This window comes from Nocardioides marinisabuli, assembly GCF_013466785.1.
In the GTDB taxonomy this organism is placed as follows: Bacteria; Actinomycetota; Actinomycetes; order Propionibacteriales; family Nocardioidaceae; genus Nocardioides; species Nocardioides marinisabuli.
On sequence record NZ_CP059163.1, the window covers coordinates 2,023,532 to 2,044,376 of the forward strand.

Consider the following 20,845-nt stretch of genomic DNA (forward strand, 5'->3'; position numbering starts at 1 on the left):
CCGACCCACCGGCCGCGCTCAGCCGCCGGCCCGGACCCACCGCCCGTCCTGCCGGGCGACCAGGCCCTCGGCCTCGAACGCCTCCAGCCACCCGGTCATCGGCCACCAGCCCCACCGCCGGTGGAAGAGCGCGGCGTTGCGCAGCACGTCGTCGACGTGCTGGCGCGGCGGGTCCTGGGTCGGGTGGTGCTGGTGGAAGCCGCGCGCCGACCCGACCCAGCCGAGCGGGACGCCGCCGGCGACCGCGAGGCGCGCGAAGTCGGTGTCCTCGCCGCCGTAGCCGACGTAGTCCTCGCAGAAGCCGCCCACCCGCTCCCACGCCTGCGCCGAGGTGGCGAAGGACAGCGACCAGAACAGGTCGGGCGAGGCGTCGCGCAGCACCTCGCCGGGCGTGGGCGCCGGCCGCGCGGGGTGCGGGTCGTCGAGGGCGCCCAGCGCGCCGAGGTCGTAGCCGCCGGCCGGCGGCGGGGGCAGGTAGGTCACCGGCCCCGACCAGAGCGCGACCGGGTCGCAGCGCACCACGTCGGCGTACGCCGCCACCAGCCCGGGCCCGGCCAGCAGGTCGACGTCGAGCAGCACCAGCACGTCGGCGCCCAGGCGCACGGCCTCGGCGACGCCCCGGTTGCGCGCCCGCGCCAGCGGCAGGCCCTGCGGCTCGGCCGGCAGGTGCAGCACCCGGGTCTCCACGCCGCGCAGCGCTGCCACCGGCGGGTCGTCGTCGATGGCCACCACGACGCTCAGGTCGGGCAGCACGTCGCCGAGGGCCAGCGAGGCGCGCTGGCGGGCCAGGTGGTGGTGCCGGCCGTGCACGATGGTGACGACCGCGGTGCCGCTCACGGGCACACCCCCGTCACCACGTCGGCGAACCTGCGCGCCGCCCCGCCGTCGCACCAGGCGGCCCAGGCGTCGCCGTCGAGGGCCCGGGCCTGCTCCAGCACGTCGGGCCAGCGGCCCGCGCCCAGCGCGCGCAGCACCACGGCCGGCCACCCGTTCCGCGCCAGGGCGGCGCCGGTGCGCGCCTGCTCGTCGTGCGGCCGGGCGGCCGGTACGACGACCGCCGGGCGCCGCATCGCCGCGACCTCCGCCAGCGCGTTCTGGCCGGCGTGGGTCAGCACCACGTCGGCGCGGCGCATCGCCTCGCGGGGGTCGGCGACCCAGGTGCCGCGCGTGCCGCCCAGCACCTGCCACTCCCACCCGGGCGACGCGGCGACGGCGCGGTCGAGCTCGTCGTCGGTCCAGGCGTCGCCGCCGCTGCCGCCGAGCACCAGCACGCGCGGTGGCCCGGGGTGCCGCTCGGCCACCCGGGCCGGCTCCACCGGGAAGCGGGACAGCCCGCCCAGCGCCTGCACCCGCGCCCCCACCTCGGGGGCGACGTCGAGCACCGAGCGGGTCTCGCTGGCGGGCCACAGCCCCACCAGGGCGTCGGCGACGTCGTGCCCGAGCCGGTGCGCCACGTCGTCGCGCACCCCGGGCAGCACCACACCGACCACCGGCACCCCGTGCAGGCGCACCAGCAGCGCCACCTCGACCGACACGTCGACCACGACCGCGGCGGGCCGGACGGCGTCGAGCCAGGCGGAGATGCGGGCGTGCCGAGCGCGCAGGCCGGCGTGGCCGCGGGGCACCCAGTGCAGCCGGCCGCTGGCGTCCGGGGCCCGCGCCGCCGGGTCGTCGAGGCCTTCCTCCGCGGTGTCGTCGCGGGGCAGGTCGACCCACTCCCCGGGCCAGTCCGCCGGGCGGGGCAGCGAGGAGAGGCCCGTGGTGACCACACCGCGGGTCGCCAGCTCGCGGGCCAGGGCGCCGGCGCGGTGCAGGTGGCCGCTGCCGTGGTGGTGCACGTAGCAGCCGACGGCGGCGGGGCCGCTGCCGCTGCTCATGCGGCGGGCCGCCCGACGCGGGCCAGCGACCGGTAGATCGCCTCGTACTCGTCGACCATGCGCTCCAGCGAGCACTCGCGCACCGCGGTGGCGCGCACGGCGCCGCGGGGCAGGGTCGCCGCGCGCAGCACCGCCTCCGCCAGCGCGTCGACGTCGTCGGCGGGCACCACCACGCCCGCCCCCGGCGAGACGACCTCGGCGATCGCGCCGCGGTCGTAGGCCGCGACCGGGGTGCCGCACGACATGGCCTCCGCGGCGACCAGCCCGTAGGGCTCCTCCCAGCGCGGGGTGACCAGCGCGACCGACGCCTCGCCGACCACGGTGACCAGGTCGTCGTGGGCGAGGTGACCCAGGTGCTCGACGTCGCCGCCGAGCAGCGGGCGCAGGCACGTCTCGTAGTAGTCGCGGTCGCTGACCGGGCCGACCAGCCGCAGCGGCACCCCCGCGCGCCGGCAGGCCAGCACCGCGTCGTGCGGGGCCTTCTCGGCGGTGATCCGGCCCGACCAGACCGCCGGGCCGCCGCCCGGGCCGGGGCGCCACCGGTCGGTGTCGACGCCGTTGCGCACCACCGAGGCGCGCACCCGCGGCGCCCACATCCGGCGGCACGTCTCGGAGACGGCCACCGCGGGCGTCTCGGGGCTGAGCTGGAACGCCGACTCCAGCCACGGCAGGGGCGGGGTGTGCAGGGTCGTGACCACCGGCACCGGCAGGGTCCGGGCCATCGCGACCGGCAGGTGGTGCAGCGAGTTGTTGTGCACCACGTCGACACTCGCCCCGCGCGGCCCGGCCAGGTCGAGCATCAGCGCGAGGTAGGCGTGGTGCTCGGCGATCCAGCGCGCGGGCGGGGCGTTGACGTCGGCGCAGGCTGCGTCGCTGGGCCAGAACGGGTCGACGTCCAGCTCGACGGCGCCCAGCGCGGGGTCGGAGCCCGGGGCGGCGTACAGCGAGACCTGGTGGCCGCGGCGGCGCAGCTCGCGGGCCAGGTAGTGGGTCTGCGACTCCAGGCCGCCGGCGAACGGCTCCCGGATGGGGTGCTGGGACGAGGCGACCAGGCACACGCGCAGCGGGGTCACCGACCGACCGTCCCCAGCACCTCGGCGTACACCCGCTCGTGCGCGGCCGCGACCTGCCTGCGCTGGGCGCGGCGCTCGTCGATGCCGGCGCCCCACCGGGGCCGCTCGGCGTGGGCGCGGCGCACCGCCGCGTCGAGCGAGCCGAGGTCGATGTGGTCCTCGTCGTGCTCGTAGGACAGCACCGGGCCCTGCTCGGCGAAGTAGCCGCAGGTCGGCGCCAGCACCGTGGTGCCGAGGTCGCGGCAGGCCTCCAGCCAGCCCGAGTGGGTGCCGAAGCGGTAGGGCAGCACCGACAGGTCGAGCGAGCCGAGGTAGTCCCACAGCTCCTTGTCGGGCAGGAAGTCGTGGACGCGCAGGTCGATGCGTCCCTCGGCCGCGGCGCTGCGCAACCACCCGCGCAGCGCGACGTCCTCGCGGGCCCCGCCCTCCATGACGTCGCGGTGCGCGTTGACCTGGAGGACCGCGTCGGGCAGGTCGGCGACGGTGTCGGCGAGCGTGGGCAGCAGCCGCATCGGCGCCATGCCCGCGCGCAGGCTCTTGACGTGCAGCCCCACCCGGAAGGCGCCGGTGCGGCGCCGCGCCCGGCAGTCGGCGGCCACCGCCATCGTGCGCAGGTCGACGACGTGCGGGTGCGGCACCACCGTGGCCTCGCGGCCCCAGCGACGGCGGATCTCGTCGGCCGCACCCGGCGTCAGGGTGAGCAGCGCGTCGGCGCGGGGCACGAGTGCGTCGAGCTGCTCGTCGTGCAGGCGCCGGTCGACGTGGTGGGGGTTGCGCAGGTCGTGGACGGTCTGCACGAACCCCCGCCCGGTCTCGTGCACGGCGTCGACCAGGGCGGCCAGGTCGCGGGGGTCCAGGGCGTCGAAGCCGAAGTGCAGGTGCATCAGGTCGAAGTCGTGCGCGCGCACCCAGGCCGGGTCGAGCATCGCCGGCGGCCACCACTGCCCCGGCTCGGGATCGGCGACCCGCGGCGGCGGGTCGGGCAGCCGGTGCGCGCCCGCCGCGGCGAGGCCGGGCTCGGGGGCGAGGTGGCGGACGTAGACGTGCCCGCTGGGCACCGACGCGATGGTCGGTGGCCGGGTGCCGGCCTGCGGGGCGGCCGGGGCGACGGAGATGCTCACGTCGTTCCCTCTACCCACGCCCCCCGCTCGTCGATCCCCTCCCAACGGGTGACGCGGGCGCGACCAGCCCCGACCACATGGCGGCGCCCTGCCCGAGCGCCCCGGTCAGGCGCTACCGTGCCGACCGGGGCCCGAGCGGGCCGCACCCGGGGAGTCCGGCTCAGGAGGTGGCAGGTGGGCGACGTCGCGGAGCCGGTCGTGCCGGTCTTCTTCCTCTCCGACTCCACCGGCATCAGCGCCGAGACGATGGGCAACGCGCTGCTCATCCAGTTCCCCGACACCGTGTTCGAGCGCACCACCATCCCCTTCATCTCCACCGTCGAGCACGCCCGCGAGGTCGTGGCGATGCTCGACGAGCAGATGGACGGCCCGGTGACGCCGCTGGTCTTCACCACCGCGGCCGAGGACCTGGTGCGCGAGGAGCTCAACCGCACCCGCGCCCCGCTGATCGACTTCTTCGGGATGCACATGCAGCGCGTCGAGTCGGTGCTCGGGCGCTCGGGGCGCCGCGAGGCGGCCCGGCTGCACGGCGTCGGCGACATCCAGCGCTACAACAGCCGGATGGCCGCGGTGGAGTTCACCATCGAGCACGACGACGGGCAGAGCCTGCGGGCGATGGACCGCGCCGACGTCATCCTGCTGGCGCCCTCGCGCTGCGGCAAGACGCCCACCAGCATGTACCTCGCCCTCCAGCACGGCCTGTTCGTGGCCAACTACCCCCTCGTCGACGAGGACCTCGAGCGCACCGACCTGCCCGGCCCCGTGGCGGCGTACGCCGACCGGTGCTGGGGCATCACCACCAACGTCGACCGGCTCAGCCGGGTGCGCAACGAGCGCCGCCCCGGCTCGCGCTACGCCTCGGCCGAGCAGTGCCGCTGGGAGCTGCGCCGCGCCAAGCAGCTCTTCGAGGCCCACCGCCTGCCCGTCGTCGACTCCTCGTCCAAGTCGGTCGAGGAGATCAGCGCCCTGATCCTGCAGAACCGCACCTCCCGAGCCAAGGCCGCCGAGCGCGTCCGTCGTACCCAGGAAGAGAACCCCGCATGAGTGAGCAGACCACCGGCACCGCCCGGCCCGACCACCACGCCGACGTCCGCTGGTTCTCCGACCTCGGGCTGGGCGACCTCGAGCAGGTGGGCGGCAAGAACGCCTCCCTGGGCGAGATGGTCTCGCACCTGAGCGACCTCGGGGTGCGGGTGCCCAACGGCTTCGCCACCACCGCCGACGCCTTCCACCGCTTCATCGGCGACACCGGCCTGGCCGAGCGGATCTCCGGGCTCCTGGCCGACCTCGACACCGACGACGTGCGCCGCCTGGCCGAGGTGGGCCGCGAGATCCGCGAGGCCGTGGTGGGCCAGCCGTTCCCCGAGGACCTCGAGGCCGGCATCCGCGCCGCGTACGACGCCCTGGTCGAGGAGTCGACCCGCGAGGGCGCCGACGCGCCGTCCTTCGCGGTGCGCTCCTCGGCGACCGCGGAGGACCTGCCCGACGCCTCGTTCGCGGGCCAGCAGGAGACCTTCCTCAACGTGCGCGGCATCGACGAGGTGCTCCAGGCCGTGCGCGAGGTCTACGCCTCGCTCTACAACGACCGGGCCATCGCCTACCGCGTGCACCACGACTTCGCCCACGACGCGGTCGGCATCTCCGCGGGCGTGCAGCGGATGGTGCGCTCCGACATCGGCTCCTCGGGGGTCATGTTCACGATGGACACCGAGTCGGGCTTCACCGACGCCGTCTTCATCACCTCCGCCTTCGGCCTCGGCGAGGGCGTCGTGCAGGGCGCGGTCAACCCCGACGAGTTCTACGTCTACAAGCCGGCCCTGCGCGCCGGTCGCCCGGCGGTGCTCAAGCGCAGCGTCGGCGGCAAGGCCACCCAGATGGTCTACACCCAGGACACCGCGGTGGGGCGCACCACCGAGTTCGTCGACGTCGAGCCGGCGCGCAGCCGCCTGCTGAGCCTGACCGACGACGAGGTCACCGAGCTGGCCCGCCACGCGCTGGTGATCGAGGAGCACTACGGGCGCCCGATGGACATCGAGTGGGGCAAGGACGGCGTCGACGGCCACCTCTACGTGCTGCAGGCGCGCCCCGAGACGGTGCAGTCGCGGCGGACGGGGGCGCTGGAGCGCTACGCCATGGACCCCGCGGTCGCCAAGGGCGCCGAGGTGCTGGTCGAGGGCCGCGCAATCGGCCAGAAGATCGGCTCCGGCGCGGTGCGGGTGCTCACCGACATCGACCAGATGCACGAGTTCGTGCCCGGCGAGGTGCTGGTCGCCGACATGACCGACCCCGACTGGGAGCCGATCATGAAGCGTGCCTCGGCGATCGTGACCAACCGCGGCGGTCGCACCTGCCACGCCGCGATCATCGCCCGCGAGCTCGGCATCCCCGCCGTCGTCGGCACCGGCGGCGCCACCCGCTCCCTCACCGACGGCCGCGAGGTCACCGTGACCTGCGCCGAGGGCGACACCGGCCTGGTCTACGAGGGGCTGCTCGACTTCGAGGTCGAGCGCACCGAGCTCGACTCGCTGCCCGAGGTCCCGGTCAAGATCATGATGAACGTCGGCACCCCCGAGCAGGCCTTCGCCTTCTCGCGGCTGCCCAACCAGGGCGTGGGCCTGGCCCGTCTCGAGTTCATCATCAACCGCCAGATCGGCATCCACCCGCGCGCGCTGCTCGAGCTGGAGTCCGATCCCGACGCGCTGCCCGCCGACCTGCGCGGCGAGGTCGAGGAGATGATCGCGGCGTACCCCTCGCCGCGCGAGTTCTTCGTGCAGCGGGTGGTCGAGGGAGTGGCGACGATCGCGGCGGCCTTCGCGCCGGAGCCGGTGATCGTGCGGATGAGCGACTTCAAGTCCAACGAGTACGCCAACCTCGTCGGCGGCGAGCGCTACGAGCCCGAGGAGGAGAACCCGATGATCGGCTACCGCGGGTCGCGGTACCTCTCGGAGGACTTCGCGGGAGTGCTTCGCGATGGAGTGCGAGGCGCTGCGCCACGTGCGCGACGAGATGGGCCTGACCAACGTCTGGGTGATGATCCCGTTCGTGCGCACCCTCAAGGAGGCCCGCGGCGTCATCGAGCTGCTCGCCAGCCACGGGCTCGTGCGCGGCGAGAACGGCCTCAAGGTCGTGATGATGTGCGAGGTGCCCTCCAACGCGGTGCTGGCCGAGCAGTTCCTCGAGCACTTCGACGGCTTCTCGATCGGCTCCAACGACATGACCCAGCTGACCCTGGGTCTGGACCGCGACTCCGGCCTGGTCGCCGACGGCTTCGACGAGCGCGACCCGGCGGTGCTGCACATGCTCGAGCTGGCCATCAAGGCCTGCAAGAAGCAGGGCAAGTACGTCGGCATCTGCGGCCAGGGCCCCTCCGACCACCCCGACCTCGCGCAGTGGCTGCTGGAGCAGGGCATCGAGTCGATGTCGCTGAACCCCGACACAGTCGTGGACACCTGGCTGCGCCTCGGGGGCGTCGAGACCGCCTGAGGCTGCGCTGGGGGAGCCGGGGGAGCCGGGGAAGCGTCGTCGGCCGCTCGACGACGCTCCCCCGGTGTCTCAGGCCCGCGGGACCGGCAGGCCGCCGAGCAGGCCGCCCAGGATGTCGCCCAGGATGTCGCCGAGCGAGGCCAGCAGACCGGCCAGGGCGCCGGTGTCGAGCACGCCGCTGAGCTGGTCGAGGAAGCCGGTCGAGCCGAGCTCGCCGACGAGGGCCTCGAGCACCTGCGAGAGGACGGCGGTGGGGTCGCTGCCCTCGAACGCGCCGAGGTCCTCGAGCTGGGAGAACAGCTCGAGCAGCGGGCCGAGCTGGCCGCCGCCGGTGAGCGCGGTCGCGAGCCCCTCGACCGCGGCGATGAGGCCGGCCGGGCCGGCGGCCGGGTCGAAGGAGCCCAGGGCGCCCTGCAGCGCGGCCAGGGCGCCGCTGAGCTGGCCCAGGTCGGCCCCCGGCAGGGCGGTGCCGCCGGGCAGCCCGCCCAGCAGCGTGTCCAGCACGGCGCTGAGCGCGGCCGGGTCGGCGCCCTCGAGACCGCCGCCGGTGAGCTCGCCGAGCAGCCCCTGCAGCGCGGCGACGAGGGCCGGCACGTCCAGGGCCTGCAGGGCGGCGAGGATCTCGTCGAGCTGGCCCGCGTCGGCGCCGGGGATGCCGGCCTCGAGCTGACCCAGCAGCGCCTGCAGCTGCGCGGTGGCGGTGTTGAGCTGGTCGGCCAGGTCTGCGGGCAGCAGGGCGCCCAGCTGGTCGAGCGGCAGCGCGCCGAGCGCGTCCTGCGACTCGTCGACCTCGCCCTGGGCCTCGTCGGGGGTGGTCGTGCCGCCGCCGGCCGCGCAGAGCTTGTCGCGGCGGTTCTTGCGCTTCTCCACGCGCTTCTTGGCGCGGGTGACCTTCTTGGCCTTGTTCTTCTTGGCCTGCTTGGCCTTCTTGACCGACTTCTTGGCCTTGCGCAGGTCGGCCTTGGCCTCCGCGCAGGTCCGGGCCCGGCGCTCGCCGGAGGCGAGGTCGCCGCCGGTGCTCGCGGTGCCGGCGACGGCGGCCGCGGAGATCCTGGGGGAGGTCTCCGCGGCGGCGCCGGTCGTGGCGACGCCCATGGCGCCGGCGGTCAGGGCCAGCACCGTGACGCCGCTGGCGCCGAGGCGGGCCAGGCGGCGGGCGGCCGGTGCTGCGCCGGCTCGGCCGGCGGGGTCGGTGGTGGGTCGGTGCAGGTGCATGTGCGGGGCTCCCTCGTGTCCTCGGTCCGGCCCCTCCCGGGCCGCTCGAGGTCATCGTGGACCGTCGCGCCCGGCGGTGTCAGGAGAAGTCTTATGTCTGACCGATCGGAGGAGGCGACCATGCCGCGGACGTCGACTCGTGCATAGGTGAGGCTTGCCTTACCATCGACGGGTGAGCATCGCCCCGCACCCCCCGGAGCACTCCGGGTCGCCCGCCGCCGCACCCGCTACGGGTGTCGGCTTCGCGCGCGACCTCGCCTCCTGGGGAGCGCGGCGAGCGCTCGTGCACGCCGGGCGCGTCGTCTCCTACGCCGACCTGGCGCGGCTCGTCGACGACCGCGCCGCCCGCCTCGGCCCGGTGCGCCGCCTGGTGCTGCTCGAGATGGCCTCCGACGTCGACTCGGTCGCGACCTACCTGGCCGCCCTCGCCGGCGGGCACCCCGTGGTCGTCGTCGACGCGGCCCGGCCTGACGTGGTCGCCGCGACCCGGGCGGCGTACGACCCCGACGTGGTGGCGCGCGGCGACGTGCTCGACGAGCAGCGCGACGGCACCGCCCACGACCTGCACCCCGAGCTCGCCGCCCTGCTCTCGACCTCCGGCAGCACCGGCTCGCCGCGGCTGGTGCGCCTGAGCGCCGAGAACCTGCAGGCGAACGCCGAGTCGATCGCGGCGTACCTGCCGCTGCGCGGCGACGACCTGGCGGCGCTGAGCCTGTCGCTGCACTACTGCTACGGCCTCTCGGTGCTGCACACCCACCTGCTGCGCGGGGCCGGGGTGCTGCTGGGCGACGCCTCGGTCGTCGACCCGTGCTTCTGGGCCGCCGCCCGCGAGCACGGCGCCACCTCGCTCGCCGGGGTGCCGCACACCTTCGAGCTGCTCGACCGGGTCGGCCTCGACACCGTCGCCCCCGACTCGCTGCGCTACCTCACCCAGGCCGGCGGGGCGATGGCCCCCGACCGGGTGCGCTCCTACGCCGAGCTCGGCCAGCGCCGCGGGTTCGACCTGTTCGTGATGTACGGCCAGACCGAGGCCACCGCACGGATGGCCTACCTGCCGCCCGACCTCGCCGGCACCCGGCCCGGGGCGATCGGCGTCCCCGTGCCCGGCGGCCGCTTCGACCTGGCCGAGGTGCCGGGCGCGCCCGAGGGCACCGGCGAGCTGGTCTACGAGGGTCCCAACGTGATGCTCGGCTACGCCGAGCACCCCGACGACCTGGCCCGCGGGCGCGAGGTCACCCGGCTGCGCACCGGCGACCTGGCCCGCCGCGGCGACGACGGCCTGTGGGAGGTCGTGGGCCGGCTCTCGCGCACCGCCAAGGTGCTCGGGCTGCGCATCGACCTCGACCGCGTCGAGCGGGCGCTGGTCGCCGACGGCGTGCGCGCCCTGGTCGCCGGCACCCCGCCGACCGACGGCGCCACCGAGCAGCTGGTCGTGGCCGTCGAGCCGCGCGCCACCGGCGGGTCGGCCCGTCTCGTCGCCCGCGTACGCCGCCTGGTCACCGCCCTGACCGGGCTGCCGGCCGCGGCGGTGCAGGTGCACCCCGTGCCGCAGCTGCCTCGGCTGGCCAACGGCAAGCCCGACCACCGCGGCGTGGCCGCCCTCGCCGCCCCGGCCCCCGAGCGGGCGACGACGGCGGCGACCGGCGTGCGCGACGTGCTGGGCGAGGTCCTGGGCCGCCCGGTCGGCGACGACGACACCTTCGCCGGTCTCGGCGGCGACTCCCTGACCTACGTCGAGACCTCGGTGCGCCTCGAGGAGGCGCTGGGCCACCTGCCGGCCGACTGGCACCTGCGCACGGTCGCCGAGCTCGAGGCCGGCACGACCACCCGCACCCGGCGCGGCCGCGGCGTCGAGACCAACGTGGTGCTGCGTGCCGTGGCCATCGTGGCCGTGGTCGGCACGCACGCCGACCTGTTCACGCTGCTCGGCGGGGCGCACCTGCTGCTGGCGCTCGCCGGCTTCAACCTGGCCCGCTTCGCCCTGGGCGACGTCACCCGTCGCGAGCGGGTGCAGCGGCTGCTGACCGCGGCCGCGCGGGTCGTGGTGCCGGCGGTGCTGTGGATCGGCGGCACGGCCCTGCTCCTCGGCGCCTACCCGTGGCAGACCGCGCTGCTCGTCAACGGCTTCCTGGGCCCCCCGGGCTGGACCGAGCCCGCCTGGCACCACTGGTTCGTCGAGGCGCTGGTGCTGCTGGTGCTGGGTGTCGCGGCGCTGGTCGCGGTGCCCGTGCTGGACCGCACCGAGCGGCGCTGGCCGTTCTGGTTCCCGGTCGCCCTGACCCTGCTGGCGCTGCTGACCCGCTACGAGCTGGTGCCGCTGCCCGACGGGGACGTCATCCACCGGGCCCCGGTGGTGGCCTGGCTGCTGACCCTCGGCTGGGCGGTCGCCCGCGCCCGTACCACCGGGCACCGACTGGTCGTCTCGGCGCTGGCCGTGCTGACCGTGCCCGGCTTCTTCGCCGACGACGCCCGCAGCGCCGCCGTCATCGTCGGCCTGCTGCTGCTGACCTGGTCGCGCCAGGTCCGCCTGCCCGGCCTGCTCGCCCGCCTGGCGGCCACCCTGGCCGGCGCCTCGCTCTACATCTACCTGACCCACTGGCAGGTCTACCCCCACCTCGAGGACGACCTGCCCGCCCTCGCCACCCTGCTCAGCCTCGTCGTCGGGGTCGCCGTGTGGCGCGCGGTGACCACCACCGAGCGCCGCCTGCGCCGCTGACCCGGCGCAGATCTCTCCCTGACCCGTCGCAAATGTCGCGCCGACCCGGCGCAGATCTCGCACTCATCGGGACGGCGCTCGACAGGGACGATCCGGGCCGGGTCAGCGCGACATACGGGCCGGGTCAGCGCGAAGTTTGCGCCGTCTCAGCGCGAGATTTGCGCCGGGTCAGCGCGAAGTTTGTGCCTGGTCAGCGGCGGGCGGCGGCGGGCGGCGCGGTGAGCGCGTCGTCGCCGGCCAGCAGCACCGGCCGCGAGCCCGGGACGACCGAGACCGCCACCGGGGTGCCGGGGGCGTGCTGGACGTCGTGCTGCTGCCAGGAGCGCACGGTGCTGCCGGAGGCCAGGCGCACGTGGTGGAGCACGAACGCGCCGTAGTACTCGACCCGCTCGACGCGGTGGGTGGAGTCCCGCTCGACGCGCAGCGCGACCTCGTGGGGGCGCAGCATCACCTCGACGTCGAGGTCGGTGCGGCCCCAGCCCGGCACGGTCGAGACCACGCCGATCTCGCAGGTCAGCAGCGCGTCGCGGACGTGGGCGGGCAGGAAGTCGGCCTCGCCCATGAAGGAGGCGACGAAGCGGCCGCTGGGCGACTCGTAGACCTCGCTCGGGGTGCCGATCTGGCGCACGACGCCGTCCTTGAGCACGGCGATCCGGTCGCCCATCGAGAGCGCCTCGGTCTGGTCGTGGGTGACCACGAGCGCGGCGCTGCCGGTCTCGTGCAGCGCCTCGAGGGTCTGGGTGCGCACCTGCGTGCGCAGGTTGGCGTCGAGGGAGGAGAACGGCTCGTCGAGCAGCACCACCGTGGGGCGCGGCGCGAGCGCGCGGGCCAGGGCGACCCGCTGCTGCTCGCCGCCGGAGAGCTCGTGGGGGTGGCGGTGACCCAGGTGCGAGAGGCCGACCAGCTCAAGGACCTCCGCGACCCGGCCGGCGCGCTGGGCGCGGGGCAGGTCGTCGAGCCCGAAGGCGATGTTCCGCGCCACGTCGAGGTGGGGGAAGAGCGCGTGGTCCTGGAAGACCATGCCGACGTGGCGGCGCTCCGGCGGCACCCAGGTCGGGCCGGCCACGACCTTGCCGCCGACCCGCACCTCGCCGCCGTCGGGCCGCTCCAGGCCCGCGGCCAGGCGCAGCAGCGTCGACTTGCCGCAACCGGAGGGGCCGATGACGGTGACCACCTCGCCGGCGGTCACCGCGAGGTCGACCTCGCAGACGGCCGGGTGCGAGCCGTAGCTCTTGGTGGCGCCCACCAGCTCCAGCGCGGGTACGCCGTACCCGACGGTGGTCCCGTCGGCCCCGGGCGCGCTGCGGGTGCTGGTCATGGGTCCATCCTGCCTGGCGGGCCCGCGCGGCCCCGGTCGAGGGTCAGCGTGGTGCTGACCTGCCCGGGCGCCGGCGGCAGCGAGCCGGACAGCGCCGCCGGGGCGGCAGCGCCCACGCCGCCCCCCGGGGCGCCGGGCTCGGCCGGGTCGGCGCGGCCGCCGGTGGCGCGGAAGGTCAGCACGACCGGCACCACCGCCACCAGCACGATCAGCAGGGCCGGCAGCGCGGCGCGCTCCCAGAAGTTCTCCGAGGCCAGCTCGTAGACCCACACCGAGAGCGTCGTGAAGCCGAAGGGGCGCAGCATCAGCACCAGCGGCAGCTCCTTGACCGCGTCGATGAGCACCAGCGTCGCGGCGACCGCCACCCCGGGGCGCGCCAGCGGCAGGTGCACCCGGCGCAGCAGCCGCCCGGGGCCGGCGCCGAGGGTCATCGCGGAGGCGCTGACGCTGGGGGAGACGCGCGAGAAGCTCGCCTCGACCGCCTGGTAGGCCGGGGCGGTGAACCGGACGACGTACGCGACCAGGATGCCGAGCACCGACCCGGTCGCCAGCAGGCCGGTGCCGCCCTCGACGCCGAGGGCCACCAGCGCCCGGTCGGCACCGGCGAAGACGGCCAGCACGCCGATGCCGACCACCGCACCGGGCACGGCGTAGCCGAAGGTGGTGACCTGGGCGGCGGCGTGCACCACGCGACCGCCGCCCAGGCGCATGGCGTGGGAGATGGTCAGCGACACCACGACGCACACGACGGCGGCGATCGCGGCGACCACCAGCGAGCTGGTCAGGTTGTCGACGAAGCGCTCGTCGAGGACGGCGCCGGCGTCGTCGCCCAGCGCCGAGAGGGCCCAGGTGACCAGGCGCAGCACCGGCAGCGCGAACGCCGCCCCCACCACCGCGAGACCGGTCGCGGTGGCCGCGCCGGCACGCCAGCCGGTCAGCCGACGACGCTCGAGGCCGCGGCCCCGGCCGCCCTTCTGGTGGTAGCGCGCCCGGCCGCGCAGCGCCCGCTCGGCGGCCAGCACGGCCACGGCGAAGACCAGCACCAGCACGGCCAGCGAGATCGCGGAGCCGACGTCGTAGGTGCCCTTCCAGGTCAGGTAGACCCCGACCGAGACGGTGCGCACGTTGAAGTACTGCACCGTGGCGAAGTCGGTGAGGACCTCCATCGTCACCAGCGCCAGCCCGGCGGCCAGCGAGGGCCTCGCCAGCGGCAGCAGCACCGCGCGGAAGGCCCGCGCCCGGAGGCGCCCAGCGTGCGCGCGGCGTCGTACGCCGTCGGCGCGAGCTCGAGGAACGCGGCCCGGGTCAGCAGGTAGACGTAGGGGTAGAGCGTGAGGACCAGCACGACCGCGGCGCCGCCGAGCGAGCGCACCGGCAGCGCGCCGAGGTCGTCACCGAGCACCGAGCGCAGCGCGCCCTGCACCGGCCCGGCGTAGTCGAAGGTGGAGAGGAAGACGAAGCCCAGGATGTAGGCCGGCATCGCCAGCGGCAGCACCAGCAGCCAGCTCAGCGCCCAGCGCAGCGGGAACTCGTAGGCGGTGACCAGCCAGGCCAGCCCGGTGCCGAGCACGGCGGTGCCGGCGGCGACCAGCAGCAGCAGCGCCAGGGTGGTGGCCACCATCTCGGCGACCCCGCCCGGCATCCGCAGCCCGCCCTGGCCCAGGGCGTACGCCGCCACGGCCAGCACCGGGCTGGCCACCAGCAGGGCGATCAGGACGACCGCCGCCGACCACCCGGGCCGCCCCGCGCCCCGGGCGAGTGCGGTCACGTCAGCGGTACCCGGCCTCGTCGAGCAGCTCGACCGCGTCGGAGTTCAGGGCGCCGTAGGCCTGCGCGTCGACCGGCATCCGGTCGAACTCGCCGAAGGAGGCGACCAGCGGCTCGGGCTCGACCTCGGGGTTGACCGGCAGCTCGTGGTTGGCGTCGACGAACGCGCTCTGGCCGTCGGTGGCCAGCCACTCGAGCAGCTGCTGGGCCTCGGGGGCGGACTCGGTGCCCTCGACCAGGCCGGCGCCGGAGATGTTGACGTGGGTGCCGTCGCCCTCCTGGCTGGCCCAGAACAGCTCGACGTCGAAGTCGGGGTCCTCCTCGAGCATCCGCGCGAGGTAGTAGTGGTTGCTGATGCCGATGTCGCAGCCGCCGGCGTCGATGGCCTCGAGCAGCTCGACGTCGTTGCTCATGATCTGCACGTCGTTGGCCACCCAGCCCTCGACGATCTCGAGCGCCTTCTCGCGCCCGTGCAGGTCGATCAGGCTGGCCACCAGGCTCTGGGTGTACGACGCCGTCTCGTCGCGCATGCAGACCCGACCGGCCCACTGCGGGTCGCCGAGGGCCTCGTAGGTGTCGACGGCGTCGATGTCGGCGGGGTCGACGCTCTCGGGGTCGTACACGACGGTGCGCGCGCGCATCGCCAGGCCGTACCACTGTCCGTCGGGGTCGCGCAGGTCCTCCGGCACGGCCGCGTCGAGCACGTCGGAGCTGACCGGCTCAAGCACGCCCTGCTCGGCGGCGTTCCACAGCATCCCGGCGTCGACGGTCATGAAGATGTCGGCGGGCGTGGAGTCGCCCTCGGCCTTGAGCCGCTCGAGCAGCTCGGCGTCGTCGCCGGAGAGGAACTCGACGCTGATCCCGGTCTCGTCGGTGAAGGCCGCGAAGGCCTCCTCGAGGTCGTAGTGGCGCGCGGTGTAGATCTGCAGGTCCGCCTCCTCGCCGCCCCCGAGGGCCGAGCAGCCGGTCACGGCGAGCGTGGCGGCGGTGGCCAGGGCGGTGACGACGGTGCGGACGGTGCGGGCGCTGCGCTTCACGCGGGTTCTCCTCAGGCGGCCGGGGAAGGGGCCACGGACGGACGTGGCGGTATTGGTGAGGCTAACCTTCCCACCCTGAGGTGGCCGATTCCAGGCCAGGGGCCGAGATCCGGCCCACCCCCGGACGCACCGCGGGCGGGGGCGCTCCTCCCGGACCGTGTGGGTCCGGCGCCCCCGCCCGTGCGGGTCGTGCTGGTGCTGCTGGGTGCTGCTGGGTGCTGATGGGTCGTGCGGGTCCCGCTGCTCAGCCGGCCATCGAGGTCTCGACCTCGTGGAGCTCGGCGGCCTCCACGTCCTCGGCGACGGCGAGGTTGTTGGCCATGCCCCAGGCGACGGCCTGGGTACGGCGCTCGACGTCGATCTTGCGGTAGGCCTGGCGGATGTAGGTCTTGATCGAGTTGATGCTCAGGTTGAGCTTCTCGACGATCTCGCCGTTGGTCATGCCCGCGGTGATCAGCGTGAGGATCTCCAGCTCGCGGGGGGTCAGGCGGCTGCCGGCCGGGGCCTCGGGGCGCAGCGGCGCAGGGGCCGGGGCCTCGACGACGGGGGCCTTCTCGGGGGCCGGGGCGGTCGGCACCCGACGCCCGGAGACCAGGTCCTCGAGAGCGACGACGAGCTGCGCCGCGGTGAGGGTCTTGGGCAGGTACATGTTGGCCGTGGACGTCGGCAGCTGGTCGCCGGGCGCCCAGCTGAAGACGACCGGGTGGGCGTCGGCGGAGCGCTGCAGGTCGCGCAGCATCGCGGCGCCGAAGGCGGACTGGCCGACGGGCTCGTAGAGCACGACGTCGAGGTCCTCGGGGTGCGCCAGCGCCTGGCGCATGTCGACCAGGCGGACCCGGTCGGCGTACGGCGTCAGCAGCGTCTGCAGGCCGGCGACGGCCAGGTCGTGGTCGTCGACCATCGTGATGGTCAGCGGGGCGGCGTTCTCGTGCGACATTCTCAACACCTCTGGGGTTTTCGGCTGTGACGGTGAACTGTGCGGTGACTGTGCTGTGACGGGTCGGGGACCGGTCGGGGACTGGTCCGGGGCGGCCGGGGCGACGGGCTGCGTCGTCGGCCTGCACTCCACTGATGTCCGCCTGGTGCAGACTTCAACCGTCCGTGGCGGTTATTTCACCCGTCCGGGTGGGCGGAGGTTTGAAGCCCGCGTGCAGGGGCAGAGTCCCGCCTCAGGTCCGGCTCAGGCCGGGCTCAGGCGGGGGAGGCGCCCCCGTTGCTCGGCCGGGTCGCCCGGCGGGCGGTGCCGACCAGGGACCCGGCGGCCGTGACCGGGTCGCCCTCGAGGACCTCGGCCCCCCAGCGCTCGGCGGCCGCCCGGTCGGCGCCGGCCCCGGCGAGCACCACGCGCGTGGCGGCCGCGAGGCGCGCCACCGCCTCGACGTCGTCGGGGTCGACGTGGAAGGACTCGGGGCGGGTGCCGGCGAGCACGAGGAGGTCGGGCTCGACGACCCCGACCGCGACCTCGAGCGAGCGCACGGGGGTCTGCGGGCCGAGGAAGCGGGTGCGCCAGCCGGCGCGCAGCAGCACCACCTCGAAGGCCTTGAGGGCGATGTCGTGCGACTCCGTCGGCGGGCAGGCCAGCACCGCCACCGGGCCGGTGCGCGAGCCCGGGCCGATCGAGAGGGCGGCCAGGCGTGCGCGCACCAGGTCGCTGGCGAAGTGCTCGTCGGCGACGTCGAAGTCGCCTGCGGCCCAGCCCGCGCCCACCGAGGCCAGGAACGGCAGCAGCACGTCCTTGATGGCGGTCTCGGCCGAGACCTCCACGAGGATCCGGTCGAGCGCGGCGTGCATCGAGCCCACGTCGTAGGCGACCATCGCGGCCTGCAGCTCGCTGAGGGTGCCCTCGGTGTCGAGCGCCGCCGTGGTGGCGTAGCGCGGGCCCGGTGCCCCGGGGAGCCGGCTGCTGGAGCGTTCGGAGGCCAGGATCTCGGCCGCCGCCTGGCCGGCCGGCACGCCGCGGCGGCGCGCGTCCTGCATGGCGCGGGCGCGGCGCTCGTCCTCGGGGCCGTAGAGGCGGTAGCCGGCGTCGCTGCGGGTGGGGCTCAGCAGCCCGTAGCGCAGCTCCCAGGCGCGCAGGAGGGTCTCGGAGACGCCCACGCGGGAGGCCAGGACGCCGATGCGCCAGCGCTGGGCGGGACGGGAGGCCATGGTGTCGCGGACCTCCTTCTCAAGGACCCGTGGTGGACCCGGTGATGGACCCGGTGGTGGACCCGGGCGCGGGAGCAGCCGGGTGGGTGCCGCGGGGCAGAGTTTAGACGAACTCTCCACGACCGGACGAGCCTTCCTGGGCGCCAACCTTGCACGGAGCTTGCACAGCGCGTGCTTGGATGGGAAGCAGCCGGCAGCCGTGCCGGGCCCCCGACCCGAGAGGCGTGACCCCCTGTGCCCGAGCCGCAGCCCATCGGACGACTGGTCGACTCCCTCGGCGTCGAGCACCGGCCCGAGGACGGCGAGCTGGTGCTCGGCGCGGTCGTGCTGCTCAAGGTGATGGAGCCCGACGGCGAGGTGTCGATGCGCGCGGCGTGGTCGCCGGGGCTGAGCTGGATGGAGCGGGTGGGCATGCACCAGGCGGCGGTGCAGTCCGACCTGCCGCAGCGCGGCGGCGTACCGGGGGAGTGAGCGGGGCCCCTCGGGGACCGGGGGATCCGGGGGCCCAGGAGGCCCGGAGGGTCAGCCTCAGACGGCTTCGCTGAGCGCGCCGCGCATCTGGGTGAGCACCCGCTGCAGCAGGCGCGAGACCTGGATCTGCGAGAGCCCGAGACGGTCGGCGATCTCGCGCTGGCTCAGCTCGTCGACGAAGCGCCAGCGCAGGATCTGCTGGTCGCGGCGGGCCAGGGAGGCGACCAGGGGCTGGACCAGCAGCCGGGCCTCGGCCTGCTCCTGCGAGCGGTCGCCGTGGTCGGCGACGTCGGCGGCCGGCCCCTCGTCCTCGGCGCCCCCGGCCGGCTGGTCGAGCGAGAGCAGCGAGAAGCAGGTGCGCGCCGACAGGGCCTCGCGCACCACCTCGACCGACTCCTCGACCTGGCTCGCGAGCTGCTCCAGCGCCGGGGCGTCGTAGCGCTCGAGGCTGGCGCCGGTGCGCACCAGGCGCGTGTGGGCGCGCTGCACGTCGCGCGGGGGCCGGATCGTCCAGCCGTGGTCGCGGAAGTGGCGGCGGATGTCGCCCTCGATGGTCGGGACGGCGTAGGCCAGCAGGTCGCGCTCGTGCGCGGCGTCGTAGCGGCGCACGGCCCGCACCAGCGCGAGGTAGGCGATCTGGGTGAGGTCCTCGACCGGGACCCCGCGGCGGGCGTAGCGGCGGGCGACGGCCTCGGCCACGCGCATGTTCACCCGCACCACCTCGTCGTGGCAGGCGCGGCGCTCGGTCGTCGTCGGTGGCCGCGGCGCGCGCCAGCAGGCTCGTGGTGGCGGCGGCGCGCTCGGCGTCGGAGGTCCGGAAGGCGCTGCGTCGTTCGGCGAGGGAGGTGGTCATGTGCGGCTGCCTTCCATGGGCGGCTGAGGAGAACTGCCTAACTGAACAGGAATCTACACAAGCCTCTACAAAGGTTCTACAGGATCACCCCTTCGGTTGCGTGCGCGATGATGCGCGGCGTGAGGAGCACCCGCGAGCCAGTCCCCGGCACCGGCCCGAGCACCGGCCCCGGCGCCGGCCGCCGCCGACGACGACCGCGGCGTACGCCGTTCGGCTCGTGGTTGCTGGGGCCCGAGGGCCAGTCGCCGCGCCGGCTGCGGGCGCGGGTGCAGGTGCTGCTGACGGTGGCGCTCACGCTGACCCACGGGGTCGGGGCGGCGGTGGTGCTGCTGCTCTCGGTCTTCGTGGTCACCGCCCCGGCGCCCGACGGCCCGACCTGGCTGGCCCTGGCGGTCGCCGTCCCGGTCTACGTCGGGGTGGCGCTCGTGGTCGGCACGGTGTGGGGGACCCGGGTCGCGCTGCAGGGGCTGCGCTGGGCCGCCGAGGGCGGCGGGTCGTCGCGCCGGGTGCGCCGCCGGATGCTGCGGGTCCCGCTGCGGCTGACCGTGCTGGCGGGCGTGCTGTGGGCCGCGGCCGACGTGCTCTTCGTCGGCCTCGCGCTGTGGCTGCAGCCCCAGCGCGCGCTGAGCACCGCGTTCACGGTGGCCATCGGCGGGGTCGTGGCCTGCGCCGTGGCCTACCTGTTCTCCGAGTTCGCGCTGCGCCCGGTCACCGCCCGCGCCCTGGACGACGGTGGCGGCCACGCGGCCTCGGAGCGCCCCCGCGGCCTGGGCGTGGGTGGCCGGATGCTGATGTTCTGGCTGCTGGGCACCGCCGCCCCGGTCGTCGGGCTCGTGGTGGCGGCGCTGCTGGTGCTGGTCGGCGACGACGTCAGCACGCGGCGCCTGGCCGTCGAGGTGCTGGTCCTCGGCGGCGTGGTGCTCGTGGTCGGGCTGCTGGTCACCGTCCTCAACGCGCGCTCGGTGGTGGCGCCGCTGACCGCGGTGCGCGGCGCGCTGCTCGAGGTGGAGCGCGGTGACCTCGACCAGCGGGTGGCGGTCTACGACGCCACCGAGATCGGCGAGCTGCAGGCCGGGTTCAACCACATGGTCGCGGGGCTGCGCGAGCGCGAGCACCTGCGCGACGTCTTCGGCCGGCACGTGGGCCGCGAGGTCGCCCGGGCCGCGGTCGACGGCGACGTCGAGCTCGGTGGCGAGGTCCGCGAGGTGACGGTGCTCTTCGTCGACCTCGTCGGGTCCACCACCATGGCCGCCGAGCGGGACCCCGCCGAGGTCGTCGCGGTGCTCAACGCCTTCTTCGAGGTCGTCGTCGACGAGGTCGACCGGGCCGGCGGCATCGTCAACAAGTTCATGGGCGACGCGGTGCTCGCGGTCTTCGGCGCCCCGGTCGAGCAGCCGGACCACGCCCGGGCGGGGCTGCTGGCCGCGCGCCGCATCGACGAGCGGCTGCGCGCCGAGCGGCCCGACGTCGCCGCGGGCGTCGGGGTGTGCACCGGGGCCACGGTGGCCGGCAACGTCGGCACCCGCGCCCGGCTGGAGTACACCGTGATCGGCGACGCGGTGAACGCCGCGGCCCGGCTCACCGAGCTCGCCAAGGCCGAGGAGCCGCGGGTGCTCACCACGCTCGCGACGGTGCGGGCGGCCGCGCGCGCCGGCGGGGACGACGAGGCGCGCTGCTGGCGGGAGGCCGGCTCGACGGTGCTGCGGGGGCGCCCCTCGGCCACCGACCTGGCGCGACCGGTGTGAGACCTGGTGAGACCTGGTGAG

18 protein-coding genes and 1 pseudogene are annotated in these 20,845 nt (G+C 75.4%); 7 read left to right on the forward strand and 12 right to left on the reverse strand.

What is annotated here, in order from left to right; genetic code table 11:
- Nucleotides 1-18: 18 nt before the first annotated feature.
- From H0S66_RS09675 to H0S66_RS09690, 4 genes are read right to left on the reverse strand one after another with little or no spacing between them, the layout of a single operon-like run.
- Nucleotides 19-837, reverse strand: a complete 819-nt coding sequence (locus tag H0S66_RS09675; protein WP_179615199.1) for a glycosyltransferase family 2 protein — start codon at nucleotides 835-837, stop codon at nucleotides 19-21.
- Nucleotides 834-1,877, reverse strand: a complete 1,044-nt coding sequence (locus H0S66_RS09680; RefSeq protein ID WP_179615200.1) for a glycosyltransferase — start codon at nucleotides 1,875-1,877, stop codon at nucleotides 834-836. The genes H0S66_RS09675 and H0S66_RS09680 overlap by 4 nt, the downstream gene beginning before the upstream one ends.
- Complete coding sequence (locus tag H0S66_RS09685; protein WP_179615201.1) at nucleotides 1,874-2,950, reverse strand: glycosyltransferase; 1,077 nt, start codon at nucleotides 2,948-2,950, stop codon at nucleotides 1,874-1,876. Before H0S66_RS09685 ends, H0S66_RS09680 begins: the two co-directional genes overlap by 4 nt.
- On the reverse strand, nucleotides 2,947-4,071 hold the full coding sequence (locus tag H0S66_RS09690; protein ID WP_258017198.1) for a glycosyltransferase: 1,125 nt from the start codon (nucleotides 4,069-4,071) through the stop codon (nucleotides 2,947-2,949). Before H0S66_RS09690 ends, H0S66_RS09685 begins: the two co-directional genes overlap by 4 nt.
- Before the next feature lie 174 nt (nucleotides 4,072-4,245).
- Here H0S66_RS09690 and H0S66_RS09695 point away from each other — a divergent pair, with 174 nt between their 5' ends.
- The 3 genes and pseudogenes from H0S66_RS09695 to H0S66_RS20445 all read left to right on the forward strand — a co-directional run bounded on the left by H0S66_RS09695 (nucleotide 4,246) and on the right by H0S66_RS20445 (nucleotide 7,554).
- Nucleotides 4,246-5,115 (forward strand): pyruvate, water dikinase regulatory protein, encoded by an 870-nt coding sequence (locus H0S66_RS09695; RefSeq protein ID WP_179615202.1) that lies wholly within the window; start codon nucleotides 4,246-4,248, stop codon nucleotides 5,113-5,115.
- Nucleotides 5,112-6,980: pseudogene (gene ppsA, locus H0S66_RS09700) on the forward strand (phosphoenolpyruvate synthase); the annotation flags it as partial. The gene H0S66_RS09695 and the pseudogene ppsA, both read left to right, overlap by 4 nt.
- Before the next feature lie 97 nt (nucleotides 6,981-7,077).
- Nucleotides 7,078-7,554, forward strand: coding sequence for a putative PEP-binding protein (locus H0S66_RS20445; protein ID WP_258017214.1), 477 nt, complete (start codon nucleotides 7,078-7,080; stop codon nucleotides 7,552-7,554).
- Between the two features lie 69 nt (nucleotides 7,555-7,623).
- Here the strand turns inward: H0S66_RS20445 and H0S66_RS09705 are convergent, their stop codons facing one another.
- Entirely contained in the window at nucleotides 7,624-8,769 is a 1,146-nt protein-coding gene (locus tag H0S66_RS09705; protein WP_179615204.1) for a hypothetical protein, read from the reverse strand.
- A 172-nt stretch (nucleotides 8,770-8,941) separates the two neighbouring features.
- Between H0S66_RS09705 and H0S66_RS09710 the strand changes: the two genes are divergently transcribed.
- The gene (locus tag H0S66_RS09710) at nucleotides 8,942-11,485 is read left to right on the forward strand and encodes an AMP-binding protein (protein WP_218876278.1); all 2,544 of its coding nucleotides are present in this window, start codon (nucleotides 8,942-8,944) and stop codon (nucleotides 11,483-11,485) included.
- 190 nt (nucleotides 11,486-11,675) lie between these two features.
- Here H0S66_RS09710 and H0S66_RS09715 read toward each other — a convergent pair whose 3' ends face one another.
- The 6 genes from H0S66_RS09715 to H0S66_RS09740 form a co-directional block, all read right to left on the reverse strand.
- The gene (locus H0S66_RS09715; protein WP_179615205.1) at nucleotides 11,676-12,803 is read right to left on the reverse strand and encodes an ABC transporter ATP-binding protein; all 1,128 of its coding nucleotides are present in this window, start codon (nucleotides 12,801-12,803) and stop codon (nucleotides 11,676-11,678) included.
- Nucleotides 12,800-14,023 (reverse strand): ABC transporter permease, encoded by a 1,224-nt coding sequence (locus H0S66_RS09720; protein ID WP_180923893.1) that lies wholly within the window; start codon nucleotides 14,021-14,023, stop codon nucleotides 12,800-12,802. Before H0S66_RS09720 ends, H0S66_RS09715 begins: the two co-directional genes overlap by 4 nt.
- A complete protein-coding gene (locus H0S66_RS09725) occupies nucleotides 13,972-14,571 on the reverse strand; it encodes an ABC transporter permease (RefSeq protein WP_180923895.1) in 600 nt (199 codons plus the stop codon). The genes H0S66_RS09720 and H0S66_RS09725 overlap by 52 nt, the downstream gene beginning before the upstream one ends.
- 1 nt (nucleotide 14,572) lies before the next feature.
- Nucleotides 14,573-15,607 (reverse strand): extracellular solute-binding protein, encoded by a 1,035-nt coding sequence (locus H0S66_RS09730; protein WP_179615207.1) that lies wholly within the window; start codon nucleotides 15,605-15,607, stop codon nucleotides 14,573-14,575.
- A gap of 244 nt (nucleotides 15,608-15,851) precedes the next feature.
- Entirely contained in the window at nucleotides 15,852-16,544 is a 693-nt protein-coding gene (locus tag H0S66_RS09735) for a response regulator transcription factor (protein ID WP_179615208.1), read from the reverse strand.
- Between the two features lie 254 nt (nucleotides 16,545-16,798).
- The gene (locus tag H0S66_RS09740) at nucleotides 16,799-17,755 is read right to left on the reverse strand and encodes a MerR family transcriptional regulator (protein ID WP_179615209.1); all 957 of its coding nucleotides are present in this window, start codon (nucleotides 17,753-17,755) and stop codon (nucleotides 16,799-16,801) included.
- Nucleotides 17,756-17,989: 234 nt separating this feature from the next.
- Between H0S66_RS09740 and H0S66_RS09745 the strand changes: the two genes are divergently transcribed.
- Entirely contained in the window at nucleotides 17,990-18,226 is a 237-nt protein-coding gene (locus H0S66_RS09745; RefSeq protein WP_179615210.1) for a hypothetical protein, read from the forward strand.
- A 57-nt stretch (nucleotides 18,227-18,283) separates the two neighbouring features.
- Here H0S66_RS09745 and H0S66_RS09750 read toward each other — a convergent pair whose 3' ends face one another.
- Nucleotides 18,284-18,931 carry a sigma-70 family RNA polymerase sigma factor gene (locus H0S66_RS09750; protein ID WP_258017215.1) on the reverse strand — a complete coding sequence of 216 codons (648 nt, stop codon included), beginning with the start codon at nucleotides 18,929-18,931 and terminating at the stop codon, nucleotides 18,284-18,286.
- Between H0S66_RS09750 and H0S66_RS09755 the strand changes: the two genes are divergently transcribed.
- The gene (locus tag H0S66_RS09755) at nucleotides 18,930-19,106 is read left to right on the forward strand and encodes a hypothetical protein (protein WP_180923899.1); all 177 of its coding nucleotides are present in this window, start codon (nucleotides 18,930-18,932) and stop codon (nucleotides 19,104-19,106) included. The two genes, H0S66_RS09750 and H0S66_RS09755, sit on opposite strands and share 2 nt — an antisense overlap.
- 92 nt (nucleotides 19,107-19,198) lie before the next feature.
- Nucleotides 19,199-20,824, forward strand: a complete 1,626-nt coding sequence (locus tag H0S66_RS09760; RefSeq protein ID WP_218876279.1) for an adenylate/guanylate cyclase domain-containing protein — start codon at nucleotides 19,199-19,201, stop codon at nucleotides 20,822-20,824.
- Nucleotides 20,825-20,845 lie beyond the last annotated feature (21 nt).